Genomic DNA, 14,572 nt, shown 5'->3' with positions numbered 1-14,572 from the left:
CTCTGTCTTCCCTCATATCGCCGGTCGGGCACCGTCCTCTTTATGGTTATAGGTACCGATTCCACTGGTTCTGAGAGCATCTGTAAAATGAACATACGCCGCAAGATAGCCCTCACTCTTCGGCGCATAGCCCGCGTTCTGAGCTACCAGTTACAATTCCCTTCAAATTCCTCCAAATCCCACGCATACCAGGCACCCTGATTAAGCGCATGCTGTGTTGGTCTGCAGATTCGATCCCTGTCGCAGTCAAAATACTGCTCTGCCTCTTTTATACCCAGCAGAAAGATATGATCCTCTATATCATTACCCGCCTCCACCTTCCACTCGGGATTTTCGTCTGCCCTGACCTCGCTCAAACAAATCTTCGCACGCGCTTCGTCATTGAAAGCTTCTCTGTAAAATTCTTTGTTCAGCCAGCTTCTGAGGCTACACTCCTCCCAGGTCACTGCTTCCTGCAGGTCATGGTATACTCTTGCGTCCAGTGCATCTCTGCTGATCAGAAGCTTTTTTCCATCCGCCTCCGCAAGAACCAGCCATTCAATTCCCTGCTCCGCATAGTTTCCAAATACAACCGTTTCCTTCTGTCTGTTCTCAGGATTCATATCCATACCTACCTTTCCTCTGTCTGTTGTCTGATAAATAATATCCTGTAAACTGCCATTCTTCTTAAAATCGCTCATCATACACCTCTGCTTTACACGCTTACGAACCATCTGTAAGCATCCTCTTCCATGTTTTCTTCCTTGGTATCGACCCGAATCTCCGGATGCTCTGCAAGCCAAAGCCTGAGAGCACCGAATGCCAGTCCCCACCATTCATTCTCATCCGGAGTACACCAGAACCACTCTTCATGAGTATCCTGATGACGGAACCGTAATTTCCCACTTTCGGCCAATGCCTTGCCATTGCCATCCAGAAAGCCGTCCCGAACTTCAGAAGACTGGAAGAAAGTGTAGGAATCTCTCCACGGTAAAATACTGCTACCGTTCTGCTCCGGATACATCAGATAGACACAGGGAATATTCTCGTGAACATCTGCTCCGGCACATGTTTCGATACGTCGCATTGCTATTACCTTTACACAGACAACTTTTCCGTCCTCATGCTCGATACATACGAGGGCACTACCCCTCTGTATCTTGCTGAGCACAGACTTTCCTACATCCAGATAATCATTATCCCATACTGATGTAACCTGTCCGTTCTTATGAAAGACCGGCTTGCGCTCCATGATCTTCAGACGCCTGAAACCATCGCTACCCTTGATTTTCTCTGTTCCCAGATAATACTTACCGACGAACTCAGGTGCTCGCTTCAGATCCAGCATCTTTTCATCACCGTACAGATATGTCTTTTTATTCTTCATACCTGCTGGAGCATATCCTTTCGGAAGCCGTATAGAGCCAAAGTTGCTATCTGCCAGTGCATAGCGATCAATGTATTCCATCTGTTCCGGAAGCCGGATTCCTTTTCTGACAATAGTGCCTGAAAAAGCAAATGCTTCTGCTCGCTCCAGCGTTGACGGACAAATGATCTCATCCACCGCAATATCTGCCATGGAAAACTGATACAGTGTATGAGTTCCTTCCGGGATTTCCATTCTGCCGTTTCCTGTGAAGCAGACATACAGAACACCATCCTGCAGATAGTAGTTATTCCATTTTGTTGCTGCCCACGGACAGTTCAGAAAGCTCTCTACGCCGAAGATCACCGTATCTGCTTCTGCAGTCGGTCGTTTGTCGTAGATATATCTCCACTCACTACGCTCTGACTCAATAATTTCCAGACCGATACAATCATGGAATGCATATCCATGGATTCTGCGAACCGTATGAGGAAGCTTTACAGACTTCAGATTTCTGCAGTCTCTGAAAGCGTTGATACCAATCTCCGTGATACCATCCTCAACCACAAGGCTTTCAATGGCGTCCTTTCTCTCTTCCCAGGGAGCTTCAGGTTTTTTGCCGCAAGCGTAATCCGGCATTTTTCCAGCTCCGCTGATTGTAAGTACGCCCATGTCATCCAGTGTCCAGCTGATTTCTGCCATTACAGCAGGCTTATATGATGTATTTTTCATGCCATACCTCCTCGAAAAATCTCTGCCTTCGTTCTCTCTCGCCGATTCATCGACTACCCTTGCGGTTGGGGCTTAAAACAATAAGCCGTTCACAGCTTGCCTGAGAAGCCTCCTGTCCGAGGACTGCCCGTGATCAGGAACTCGGCTCGCTCAACTACCTGTCATCGCAATGCCTTCCCGCCCCTGTTCGTTGCTCGAGCGATCATTTAATTTTCAAGGTTCATCCTCTTTACAATGGATATCATATTCCCCTCAAACGCTTTCTTATATGCAAGTCCGAATCCGATATGGAAACTGAATTTTTGAAATTATGCTGTTTTTTGAAACTTCTTCCATAAAACCAGCCCGCCCCCTGCTGACAGTCTTACTGACCTATCGGCAGAGGGCCGAAACCTGTACCTATTCACTTAAAATATCCTTTGCTGTGTCACTCGATGCATCCAGCAGCACCACCTTGCGGTTTCCCGAAGCAATGCTGCCTTCGTAACCTGCACCATATACATGCCATGGGTCGCTGGATCCGAGCCCCACCGTAACAATGCGGGACTCCTCAACTCCAAGCTGGATCAGCGTATCCCTGACTGCATCCGCCCTTTCCTGCGAAAGTGTCATAGTGTAATCGCTGTCCTCATCCCCTGCCGTGGTACCGGCGAGCAGGACCGTAATCTGCTCATGTTCGATAAGGTAATCCGCAATCGGCTGGATTGTCGCCACTGCCTCCTCTTCATTCAAATATGTGGATTTATCCGATACAAAGGATACCTGCTCTTCAGTGAGCATGACCGGCTCCTCCAGAATGCTCTCATCTTCCGTATCGAACATCGCTTCGTCAAAGCCAATAGGGGTTTCCATCGGGAGTTCTACTGTGTCTACCGAAGGGTAAGAGACCTCTGTATCCACCGGATTCGCCATGATGTCATTGTAAACAAAGGTGCCACCGCCACGTTCAACAATACCGCCCCAGATTTCCTGCAGACGCTTTCTCTGTGTCTGTGAAAGATCCTCCTGCGGAGAAGCCACATCGCCCATCTGCTGCCAGACTACGGTAATGCCGGTAAAATCCGGAATCTCATTCTTTTCTTCCAGCTGGTCCAGCACAGCCTCCGGCTCAACAGAGAGGAGATTATTCTGGAAGTTGAGCGTTCCCTGTGTGGAAAGGCCTGTTCCGATGACCACGATGGTCTTGGAATCATAACCCTCCAGCGAGGATAAGGAACGTACCGCCATTCTCAAGCCTTCCAGGTAATCAACCTGAGCGTCATTGGCAACCTGACTTTCCATATATGCAATCAGGTTCGTTGCCTTTGCGCGGGCATCGGTCTTCAGCTTCTCTTTGGATGCTTTCTTATACTTTGCATCGATATCATAGCTGTCTGCCGCAACAAACTCCGGATTGCCATCAACGACCACCACCGAAATATACCCATAATCGAGGATCGTATCATAGATGGTATCCCGTACAAGCGGGGAACTCATGTTGAGCCCCTGGGAATTGGCCGTTGGAGCAATGGCATAACATACGGCATTCATGCCAGATGCCTCTTCTGCAGATGTCTTTTCTGCAGATGTCCGGCTTCCACAGCCGGCAAGCCCGACTACGTAAGCAGCTAAACAGATGGTTGTAAATAATGATGCAAATCTCATTTTCATAGAAATCTCCTCCTCCTTAAGCAGTAGCTTTATTAGTGCGGATCATTGTGGTGTAAATTGTTTCTTTTTCTGCTGGTGCATCGATCACAGGTTCTGCAACAGCCTGTGCATTCGAAACAGCCTGCGTATTCAGTAGTCCCAGCTCTTTATCCAGTCTGGCAAGGATGGTCTCACAGACGGATTCAGAAAGCACGTTGTTGGAAGTCGGGTTACCCAGCTGCTCCTTCAGACGTTCTCTGACATAATCACAGTAGCTGATCACCTTAGCCTTGTGCATCATCTGCATCTCCTGATACTTGGCCTCGTCTTCCGCTTCGATATTCTCCGCGAAGTCCGGTTCAGCATCATAGTCGTCTAAAATGGCATCAAAACGTCTGACCTCATCTCTGGTATCTTCCATCATTTCAGCTGTACGCTGCTTTTTGATTTTCAGCGGATTGTATGTGATAAAGCTGATCAGGCAGCTTCCGAGAGAAGTCACTACAGGGATACCCATACCGAAGATGGTAAGTGCGATTGCCGTAGTATCGATACCGGATTCTGTAGTTTCCTGTGTTACCGTACCCATGTAGCTGGTTGCCGTGCTAACCGTTGACGGTGAGATCAGATCAATGGTCATAATACGAAGAGCGATGTTCATAGCAAATGCCAGACCACAGACAGCCAGTGCCATGACCAGTACGAACCTGTCCTTTGTGATTCCCTGTCGCAGACGCTTATACTGGATACCGATGAAAACCGGGACAATATCAAAGCCAAACAGGAAACCTGCAATCTGCACCCCGAGCATCATCGGGCTGTCATAGGAGATTCTGCTGAACAAGCTGTAGAATACGACACCGTCTACTGTCGCACAGAAGACCATGATCAGGTATGGTATAATGCTGTTATCAAACGGCGTATCCGCCTTAAAGCGTTTACGATTGTTATAATGAAGGCATTCATTCGTAATTTCTCCTGATTTTCTGTCCACCGAGTAGATTTCTTTATTCTTTTTACTCATAATGCTTAACCCTCCTCTACAGCAACCATCTTGTTGCAAATATCTTCATATTCCTGTTCCAAACGCTCCAGTTCTTCCTTTCGCTCATCACGAATCCTTTCGAAATCCGCGCGGTCGGAAACCCTGCGAGCCACCAGACGACGGTTCATATCCTTGTGATTAAGGCGCTGGACGTTCAGGTATGGCACCGACTCTCTGTACGGACCAAAGATGATATTGTCGAGCATATCACCATTGGCATCGTCCACATCCCCGGCAAAAAGGACCTCCAGATGCCTGTCCAGCTTCGGTTTCATCTCCTCCTCGCAGAGTCCGGGATAGAGTCTGTAATCTGTGGAACGATAGGATTCAAACAGGCACTGCATACGGCGCATGAAGTCGTATACAGTCACTCTTGAATCATCCATCATATTGAACTGCGCCTGCTCTTTTTTCTTTCTTCCAAACATTTACGCCACCTCCTTCTCTGCTGCTTCATCCCGAATCGCATCATGGATCGCAGCTGCACGCTTCATCATTTCCTTATGCGGGCGAAAGTAGGCTTCTTCCGCCTCATCCTTAAGCTCAAGTACCGGCACAACCGGCATGGATGCACCATCCGGATGACGTCTTATCGCGGAGTTCCAATACACATCGAGGCGCATCAGGATATGGTCTCTGACACGATGACAGATCAGACGGGTCGTGTTATCATCCTCGACCAGCTTACTGTGCAGATCCGAAAATGCCTCCTCTGCGTCCTTCAGTTCCTGCTCCAAACCTGCCACCTTGCTTTTTAACGGCGCCAGCTTCTTCTCCTTTTCAGCTTTACGTCTTGTGCGTGTCTGAGTGTCTGTCAGCTTATCTTCGCCTTTCTTTCGCGTAGATTCTGAGTCATTCTCTCTTTTAGTCGCAACAGCAAAATCGTCTCTTGCTGCCTCCAGGAGTTCCTTCTTCTGGAGGATACCGTCCATCAGTTCCTCCATACGGGCATACTCTCCTTCATTCTCGATCTGGAGACTGCCCCAGGTATGACTACAGAATTCTTCAAAACTGTTTACTTCCTGGTTCATAAACGGGGAATACCAGTCGTACTTATCGGTCTGGCGAGGAAATCCCTTGCGACCATCACAGAAACCTTTGATCTTCAGGCCGATGGATTCAAAGAAACCGACCTTCTTTCCCTTGCCAGTATTCACCTTTTTATAGCGCTGCTTGCGCATCTTCTCTCTATCCACAGATGTAGCCTCCTTTCCTCTTCCGGTAGATATGGTGCTGTTGGTAATGTTATCTCTCATAGCAGATCACCTCCTGTCTTGCAGCTACAGTCTTTGCATTGGTTAATGAATGCTCCAGTTCACGGAACAGCGTCTTTACAACGCTTGTAAGCTTCTTGTTATACCAGGCCTTGAAGCCATAGAGCTCACTGATGGTGCGGCCATGGCAGCCAAAGTACTTCTTGACTGAGAGAGAAAACGGAATCTCATAAAAGCAGGTCGCGTCCTCTCTTCTGTTGCTGTTGTTATAGTAGAACTTGATACGATCACCGGTGTTATTGATGGTGATGCGGTCAGTGTTCTGGATTGCGAGTTTTGCATTGAGTTTTTTCATGCTGTTTCCCTCCTTCTGTGCTGTTGTTTCTTGATGATTCTATTTAACCATTCAAAAGGAGTTGCTTGAATTTCACTTATCGCTTATTTAAGCAACTTACATATCATTTAAGCCCTCGTTTTTTGAAACTTCAGCCATATCATTAAAAATCAAAAAACGTCAATAACATAACCTTAAATCTGTAAATGGTTGTTCAAGCTGCTTGATATACCTTTAAATTACAAGGGAAATATGATAGTATGAGATAGAATGGTGTTAGTTTTTCCTTTTGTATTACAGACCATTTCTATTGTAATATAATCTGCAATTTTCAAAAAAACACAGGGAGGCGAAAAACGTGCAAATCATTGATCTTAAGAAAAGTACCAACGGTAAATTGATGATTACATGGGGAGTTTTATTTCCTAGAAAGTTTAGCGACGATTTAAAAAAGTATATGGACAATTATTCCATACATATGTATTTGGGTGGTGAATCCGCCGAGGGATTTGATTCTGACGAAGGCGAGGAAATGCAGAAGGTCCTTGTCCGCATGCTTCTTGATAAAGAATATCGCTTACGGTCTGACGGTATCGATATTACAGACAAAAGGAAGTCCCAATTTAACAAATACTTTAATATTGCACAGGGAAAAAAAGACTATAAAGCTGTGATTGAGCATATCTTTAATTGTGCAAAATCCGGGAACTTCAGTTACTACTCTTTTCCTTTTACTCAAAACCTTAAGAAAAAACTGGGGGATTTGTTTGATCTTTTCCCGTCAGATTATAAAAGAAAATATGAAGAAGATGTTCAGGATTTAATCGAGCAGCATTTTGACCGCCATCTAATATTAAAAAAATATAAAGAGACTCTTTTAAAGGCAGAGTTTCTTGATCGGATCACCTGCCTTATCTGTATAGCAACAACATGGCCAATTTGGGACGAAAACCAAAAACAGGCTTTGGATTTAGCAAACTTTATTTTCCCATTTGAGTCTTCAAACAACGCTACTTCCTCTGAGAGCAATGCGGAGATAACAGATTATGTCGATTCAGAAAAGAAAAACGTCGCGGCCAAATCGGTAACAGCTCATCAGTTATTTGATGGCAATGACTATGAAAGTGCGGCGAAGACTTTTAGAGAAATAACCAATTGCAAATTGGCAGATGACGATATCATCGCAGATGCTTATTACCACTGTGCCCTGTGTGTATTAGATCATAATATTCATATCGAAAGCATCGCCAAGAAGCAAATGGGCGATTTCAAAAACAATGACAAACAGTATGTTAATGCCAGAGAATTATTATTAGAAGCCATCCATCTTGGCAGTTCATCTGCAGTCCAGCGTTACAAAGATGAATATAAACAGGACTTAGAAACGATACCTCTTATACGTAATCTCTCGCAGGCACACGGAAAAGCCAGAATCATTCTTAACGCAGTAAATAAATATACCGCAGCTTTCAAAGAATCTCTGCCAAAAGAAATGCAAGATGAAGAAGAACGCAAGAAATTAATAACCTTTGCAGCTACACAATCGCAATGGGAACAGGAAGTTAATTCCATAAAAGATTTAAACAACGACTGCCGTTTTCTGTTACTTGACGACAATTCAGAAAAGAATTTTCAGGATTTGATATATATACTAAATCATATATCGTCTTTACAAAAGAAAACTGAGTTGGCAAACAGTACAAAGACGCTACTTCGTTGGTACAAAACAGCAATTTATATACGGGCGAAAGAAGATGAATACTCCGCATTAATTGACACCGCATTGAAGAGACTGGGAGATTACACTATACGCGTGTATATCATTGATGACAATAAATGGGCTGCTCAGTATTTGTTATACCAATATCCTTTGTTCCGACCGATTCAACATATTTCCGCCCGGACATTGCGTAATACAGCCATTACTTTATCTTTTACTATTATTAGTAATCAGAATCCAGAATTGGCTTGTTGGCTGGTAAAGGAAGCCTTTTGGCTCGGATGCTTTAATTATAGTAAATTCACGCTTTCAATTAACATTATCGGCCCTGATGCAAAAAAAATCGATCAGAGGCTACGTTTTGAATGCCCTGGTATATATGGAAAAACACCTGATTCTGATTCTGTTTCAAAGGTTATTATTAATAAACCCTATGAAGTAGATTCCATTAATTCCAGTGCAACACTCAACGCCATTCGTGAGTGCCAAAATACGGTAACCGCATACAATTATTACGTAGTAGATATTGGCAACAGTGTAGAGAATTTGAATTTTGCGATCAAATTACGAGAGTTATCCATTCGTAATCTTATCGATTCTGATCAAAAACCGCAAAACAGTTCTCTGCCAACAATCACCTTCTATTGTCCAGATTTAAATATTGCTCACTTATCTGAGCATATAGTTGTTCAAAATGTAGACAGTGGCGACCAGTGGTTCAACAACTACAATGTCAAACCGTTTGGAATTATAAATGATCGTTATTCTTTTGAAAAATTAGATGGAGGATATTTAGAAAAGGTAGCACAATCTACGCACTTACAATATTGTCGTATTAAGGCTTCAGATTCCCGAACTCAAAAGCTTGAAAAATTGAAAGATTATTTTTCCAGAAGCTATAACCGGGATTCATCTATGGCAGTAGCTCTTTCAATGCCATATCGTTTATTTCAAACAGAAGCCTGCGATACAGGGCATATCATATCATCAGATTCAAGAATTATGCCGAATCTAGCACCGGAAGATATTGAAGAAATCGCAGGTATTTTTACCTCAAACCGCTTATCCAATCAGCAAAATCTCCTGATGTTTGAGCATTCGAGATGGTTAAGGTGGGCCTTATCTCGTGGTTGGGAAGCTGCTACTTCTGATCAAGTTCTAAACTATATGAAAGCCGGTAATCCTAAGCACCAGCTGTATATAGCAAAATTACACGGCTGTATATGTGGTTTAAACGAATTAAAGGACTTCTCCAATGCACTTTATAATGAAGCTGAATATAGCAGTATGCCTGTCAGTCAAAAGAAAAGATATGCAAACATCGGAGAAGCTGGTATTACAACACCATTAGATTTCAAAGTTATTGATAATTCGAATATAGAATCAACCGCTGAAATAATAACTACGGCACTATATCCAGAGGAGGTCATTGAAGAGGAAGATATTTTGAGCGAGAAATAATCAACTGTTATTAAAACAAAAGGGCGCAGGGGGAGTAATCACACACAGCTTAAATCTTCCCTGCTGCCCTACTTTTAAATCATTAGAGTTCTATATTCATTTTTCCCACAAGGCGCGCACAGCCTTAATCAGTGGCTCGAACACCGCACTGACATCTCCATTCGCTTCGATCACCTGTGAATCCGTTATCCTGAAATGTATCTTCTTGATAATTGCCGAAGAATCTATATGTACAGGAAAAATAATCTTATCTGCAGTGATGGGGATATCCAGCTCCTTCGGAACCCATTTTGACTTCTGCGAATTTTCTGTTAATACCAGCAACACTCCGAAGCTCTTTTCAATGGCATCAACAATCACCTACAAATAATCCGCTCCGCCAGGAATAGATGCCGGCGCCATCCAACATGCTATTCCTCTGTCTTCCAGAATCTCTCTGACCTTCGCTGCAGTTTCATAATCTTTACTGCTGTAACTTATAAACAGATCTCTATCCGAATCTGTAGATTTTCTACTTCTACTTACCGTCTCACCACTCTCTTCCTCGCCATCATCCGAAAATATTGCCTCATAAACCGCCGACATTATCTCCGTTATAGGCTTATCAGCATTTCTGACGATAATTGAAAACATCAGGTCCTTATCTTCTACCACAGAGGTGGACATCGGAGCGATACAGTCCCTTGCAAGCCGAAGTATTTCTTATCTTGTTTCCGCGGTTTTACATACTTTTAATAACCTCATCTCTGAATACATCTTCCGATCATCAGCAGTGAAAATTTTTCAGCATCGTTTCTCATATAGTAATGTACAATGCTCTCTGTAAACGAATGATAATCTGATACATTGACAAGGACAGCCGCATCTAACATATGCATTATCTCTTGCTTTGATTCGTCAAACAGATCCTGTGCTTCCTTATACGGAGAATCCCATAAAAATTCAAGTCTTCTTATTTAGAACCCCAATAAACTCCAAAAGAATATGTTCTCTTCATCATTTTTCACGCTTTCCCTTCACGCTCCTTACCTCCTTACAGCCATCTTCCAGTTCTCGCATATATTCGCAGACCGGATGCGTATACAGGAGATTATATAAATTTAGTTTATATTAGGTACACAAACAACATCCAGCTATCGATGCCATATAGCATTCAGTTATAGACAACTGGTGTTATTGAAAGACTCTTATCCTACAATATTCCATTCATATTCTTTTTTTCCACGAACTCCCGCTGTTTTATCTAACTCACATTCGTCCCAAAACTCATCTGAAATCCACATGGCAGGACGAAGACCAACCTCCCTCCTCTGCTGATAACAGCCTTCATATGCGATCTTACCAGTTATATTTATATAAGCCTGCATTCCATATTTATCGCCAGGTGTACGAATCCACCAAAGACCATATTCATGTGCGAATACACCTTTTTCTAACGCATACGGAGTTACGGGACCCATTACATAACCTAGTTCAAGATACTCCTTGAATTCTTCCGCGCTCAGTAAAAATACTTTATCCTTACATCCATCAGGATCTTTCGTCTTATAGAAAGAATTCGTGGTTTCAGTTCGTTCGCTTTCTACCAGACGGCTACTTTTCTCCTTGGAGAAAACCTGATTTGAAAATTCCGTATTAAGCCATGTACGTAAACTGCATTCCTTCCAGGATCCAACTGTTCCTGCCTCATGACAATCTACTGCATCAATAATATATTTACTGAGCAGAAGCTTTCGTCCATTCTCTTCTTTTAATATGATCCATTCTATAGGTTTATTTTCACCATTAGGTCCATAATAATAGCTTCCAAAGAACAGCGTATTTTGTGATATTCTGCAATTCAGGAGAGTTGGCATTCAATTTTCCCACATTGACTATCTGATTCGTACTAATATCGAATTCAAACTCATCATTTAAAATAACATTCTCAATGCTGATCGGAATCAGTATTTTTTGATAATTAATAACCCGCTCAATTTCTCTCAGAACCCAAATAGATTGCTGAGAAGTATTTGAAAGAACCAAAACACAACACGAACAGTTTTTTATTGCCTGTTTATGATTTGGGCATATGTGTCTCCTGGCGGTATATCATAAGGCGCCATCCAAGTATTGACACCATTCTTTTCCAACTAATACCTGACAGCATTTGCATCTTCCTGATTTTTTGTGCTGTAGCTTATAAATACATATTTCCTCATTTCATCTCACTCCTCCCATATTATGGAATGGTTATTGCAGCAGGGCCATGAGTGTCTCCGCAATATCCTGAATCTCCTCGATTTCGGATATCGTAGTAATTCCCATCATGTTGCCTCTCTCCCGCTGCATTCGGTTATCATCGTTGTCTTCCGTATTGGCCGTTGTCAGCAGTACTTTATGTGCTCCGACGCCAAACATATCTACCAGTGAGTTCAGCTTAAAATAAAAGTTCTGATCCAGTTTGCTTCTGGCCTTACATTCAACAATCAGAGACTGGAATCCTTTCGTAAGGACCAGATCCAGTTCGTTATTTACCTTCTCTTCTTCCCATCGGAAACGGTACCCACAGGCCACATCATCGAAATAGCCCTTTTCACAAACCCTGAAATAAGTATATATTTCCAGAATATCTCCTGCTTTTGTCAGAACGTTCTTGATATCTGCAGTTGAATAGCGGAATGCAATCATTTTTCCGTTTTCCTTTTCCGGAATCAGGTACTGTTTGCCTCCGTTTTCCCCTGCCAGCTCCCAGATGATATTCAATATATCGTTCCACCGCTGATAACCACGATAACTCTGCTGCAACTCATCAAGGCTAATCACCTCTTTTTTCGGATACAGCTCAGAAAAGTTCTCGAGAGTATCACACATGACATTCCAGCACTTTACAGAATACCGAACATTATCTTTCCATCTATTTTTATTTCCTCTGTTACGGCCAATATAGATGTTCCACAAATTCAGATATTCATTTCCTAGCACTGGGTAATTATATTCGCTATCCTCAGCGCCAAGTAGACCAAACATTTCCTCTATGGCAAGGTACGTATGATCCTCTATATAGGACAGGAAACGGCAGTCGCGATTTCTCTTAAACGCTTTATTCCTGCCGTCAAACTCGAAATACGGATAGCGCTCCTGTATTCCCTGAAGGAGTGCACTGTTGGCATACATCGACTGGAAAGGATTTGTTGTTCCGTCAAAAAGATTAATATTGGTCTTTTCCAATTCCTCCGCCCAGTAATCAACTGCTTCCTGATCAGAATCTACGAGCTTAAACTGATAGCCGGAGATGCATCCGGTTTCCTGCAGTCTGTCAAAACACTTTTTCCATTTCTGATATGCATTTCCATGAACGATGTTTTGACCTGTAATCAAAAAATCCAGCTGACAGTTGATTCCCTTCTCAGTCATGTACTTTCTGACCATCTGGATCATCTGCCTGATGATATCCCGCCTTGCGTCATCTTCCAGGAAAAGCAGATAAGTGATTTTCTCCGGCTTGATCACTGTAGCAGATGCAACATTTCTGAACACATTATCATTCATAGTATTCAGCGAAGATGATGTTCTAAACGCCATTGCCAACGATAAATGAGTATTGTAGGTCAGAATAAATGGAATCCTCTTTACGAGCACTTCATCATACTTCTTATAATCCCTGTACATGTTGGCCTCAATTACCGGCCAGAGATCTTCTGATATACATTTCAACTGTCTTTCAATATAATCCCGCTTCTCATCTCCAGGGGCTATTGATGCGATAAATCTGTCTCTGTATTTATCATACTGTTTCGAGTAAGCCCAACTGCCATCAAGAACATTCTTAATACAGAAAACAAATCGTTCCCATTCTCTGCAAACCTTTTCGTTTTCATTCGCATGCAGCCAGTTTCCCAGATCAGCAATCACACCATTTTCCATCGGATTGCTTTTTCTATAGGTATTTGCCCGCTGTTGCATTTTCCGATGGAGTTCAACCGACATCCGGTCCAGTTCATCTAAGATGCCATCACGTTCAGCATTTTTGATATCCCAGGCATTCTTATCATTGGCATACACACCTGTCGACAATGGTTTTGCCGTAGTACTTCTTACGATGCATGGATGAATACGATCCGTTTTATTCTTTACGCTTCTGTTTTCAATGCATGCATCATAATATTTCAGTCTGTCTTCCGTATCTGGTGCAGTCCATCCCTGGCACACCATATTCAGAACCCAGCGTCTGTGCTCTAATGCAATGCCCCGGCTAACCAGGTCCTGATTCTCATCTTTTTGTAAGGCATCCCAGAATTCTTCTGCAGCAACGTCATGATTTTCTGAGTAAATGCCCAGATCCGCCATTTTATATTTCACAGAAAGAGCCAGTTCAACAGATGCCAGATAGTTGTACTCGTCTGCCCGGAAGCGCTCCAGTTCAGCTAATGCATCTCCGTTAATCGCATCATCCCAGACCAAATGTGCATTATAAGCCATTCGCTCCAGTTCAGGATCGATACCTATGCCTGCTGCCGGATTCTTCGTGCCAACTGCCAGTATTCCGTCTATAGCGGAATTGTTACCAGAATCTTTTTCCAGATAATGAATCGTGCAGATATCCGAGGGCATAAATTCATCCGTAACCTCTTTCAAGGTTTTGCCAATCCGCCTGTTATGCTGTCCCTGATCCACCGATATGATGAAATAGTGATACTTTTCATCCGGAGCCTCTGCCAGAACATCCATAATTCTGTCTGCTGCATCATCCTCTCCGGCATTGGTCAAACCATTAATATCAAATTCCGCAAAATTCAGTGCTGCATATATTTCAATATCTTTATCGGCCAACGATCCATTGACATTAACAAACCGACTCAGTACCGGTCTCTCACTCAGATACTTCTCTCTACCTGCTTCTGCATCAGAAAGCAGAACAGTGATATTCAGAAAATGTGAATCCATCTGTCCCGCCTGAAGACACTGATCAACGAACTTCTCTGAAAACTCATTCCATCCCAGCACTAGGACATTCATATCTACTTCGTCCCTGCCTATATATTTATACAGCGGCCTATCATAAAGTAGCATCTGAGCCGCCAACATATTACTGTCTATCATGATCTCCTCG

Annotated in this window: 14 protein-coding genes; 1 reads left to right on the top strand and 13 read right to left on the bottom strand. The window is 43.1% G+C overall.

Annotated elements, in window-relative coordinates:
• Window positions 1–143: 143 nt before the first annotated feature.
• The 7 genes from ACTNB3_RS12730 to ACTNB3_RS12700 all read right to left on the bottom strand — a co-directional run bounded on the left by ACTNB3_RS12730 (window position 144) and on the right by ACTNB3_RS12700 (window position 6,320).
• Entirely contained in the window at window positions 144–713 is a 570-nt protein-coding gene (locus ACTNB3_RS12730) for a DUF6273 domain-containing protein (RefSeq protein WP_441026142.1), read from the bottom strand.
• The gene (locus ACTNB3_RS12725) at window positions 695–2,077 is read right to left on the bottom strand and encodes a leucine-rich repeat protein (protein WP_441026140.1); all 1,383 of its coding nucleotides are present in this window, start codon (window positions 2,075–2,077) and stop codon (window positions 695–697) included. Before ACTNB3_RS12725 ends, ACTNB3_RS12730 begins: the two co-directional genes overlap by 19 nt.
• A 399-nt stretch (window positions 2,078–2,476) precedes the next feature.
• Window positions 2,477–3,727: an OmpA family protein gene (locus tag ACTNB3_RS12720; protein WP_441026138.1), complete on the bottom strand. Its 1,251-nt coding sequence runs from the start codon at window positions 3,725–3,727 to the stop codon at window positions 2,477–2,479.
• Window positions 3,728–3,743: 16 nt separating this feature from the next.
• Entirely contained in the window at window positions 3,744–4,730 is a 987-nt protein-coding gene (locus ACTNB3_RS12715) for a hypothetical protein (protein ID WP_441026136.1), read from the bottom strand.
• Between the two features lie 5 nt (window positions 4,731–4,735).
• Window positions 4,736–5,179 (bottom strand): hypothetical protein, encoded by a 444-nt coding sequence (locus ACTNB3_RS12710; protein WP_441026134.1) that lies wholly within the window; start codon window positions 5,177–5,179, stop codon window positions 4,736–4,738.
• Window positions 5,180–6,007 carry a hypothetical protein gene (locus tag ACTNB3_RS12705; protein WP_441026132.1) on the bottom strand — a complete coding sequence of 276 codons (828 nt, stop codon included), beginning with the start codon at window positions 6,005–6,007 and terminating at the stop codon, window positions 5,180–5,182.
• Window positions 5,997–6,320 carry a hypothetical protein gene (locus tag ACTNB3_RS12700; protein WP_441026130.1) on the bottom strand — a complete coding sequence of 108 codons (324 nt, stop codon included), beginning with the start codon at window positions 6,318–6,320 and terminating at the stop codon, window positions 5,997–5,999. Before ACTNB3_RS12700 ends, ACTNB3_RS12705 begins: the two co-directional genes overlap by 11 nt.
• A 337-nt stretch (window positions 6,321–6,657) precedes the next feature.
• On the opposite strand from ACTNB3_RS12700, the gene ACTNB3_RS12695 reads away from it, so the two are divergent.
• A complete protein-coding gene (locus ACTNB3_RS12695) occupies window positions 6,658–9,480 on the top strand; it encodes a hypothetical protein (RefSeq protein ID WP_441026128.1) in 2,823 nt (940 codons plus the stop codon).
• Between the two features lie 96 nt (window positions 9,481–9,576).
• Here the strand turns inward: ACTNB3_RS12695 and ACTNB3_RS12690 are convergent, their stop codons facing one another.
• The 6 genes from ACTNB3_RS12690 to ACTNB3_RS12665 all read right to left on the bottom strand — a co-directional run bounded on the left by ACTNB3_RS12690 (window position 9,577) and on the right by ACTNB3_RS12665 (window position 14,562).
• A complete protein-coding gene (locus tag ACTNB3_RS12690; RefSeq protein WP_441026125.1) occupies window positions 9,577–9,840 on the bottom strand; it encodes a hypothetical protein in 264 nt (87 codons plus the stop codon).
• Window positions 9,841–10,134 (bottom strand): hypothetical protein, encoded by a 294-nt coding sequence (locus ACTNB3_RS12685; RefSeq protein ID WP_441026123.1) that lies wholly within the window; start codon window positions 10,132–10,134, stop codon window positions 9,841–9,843.
• An 86-nt stretch (window positions 10,135–10,220) separates the two neighbouring features.
• Window positions 10,221–10,352 carry a hypothetical protein gene (locus tag ACTNB3_RS12680; protein ID WP_441026121.1) on the bottom strand — a complete coding sequence of 44 codons (132 nt, stop codon included), beginning with the start codon at window positions 10,350–10,352 and terminating at the stop codon, window positions 10,221–10,223.
• Between the two features lie 315 nt (window positions 10,353–10,667).
• Entirely contained in the window at window positions 10,668–11,336 is a 669-nt protein-coding gene (locus ACTNB3_RS12675; protein WP_441026119.1) for a DUF6273 domain-containing protein, read from the bottom strand.
• Window positions 11,266–11,529: a hypothetical protein gene (locus ACTNB3_RS12670; RefSeq protein WP_441026177.1), complete on the bottom strand. Its 264-nt coding sequence runs from the start codon at window positions 11,527–11,529 to the stop codon at window positions 11,266–11,268. Before ACTNB3_RS12670 ends, ACTNB3_RS12675 begins: the two co-directional genes overlap by 71 nt.
• A gap of 183 nt (window positions 11,530–11,712) precedes the next feature.
• Window positions 11,713–14,562: a Card1-like endonuclease domain-containing protein gene (locus tag ACTNB3_RS12665; RefSeq protein ID WP_441026117.1), complete on the bottom strand. Its 2,850-nt coding sequence runs from the start codon at window positions 14,560–14,562 to the stop codon at window positions 11,713–11,715.
• Window positions 14,563–14,572: the final 10 nt, after the last annotated feature.

This window comes from Bariatricus sp. HCP28S3_D3 (genome assembly GCF_052065755.1).
Classification (GTDB): Bacteria; Bacillota; Clostridia; order Lachnospirales; family Lachnospiraceae; genus Allocoprococcus.
This window is presented reverse-complemented; position numbering and strand designations above follow the sequence as displayed.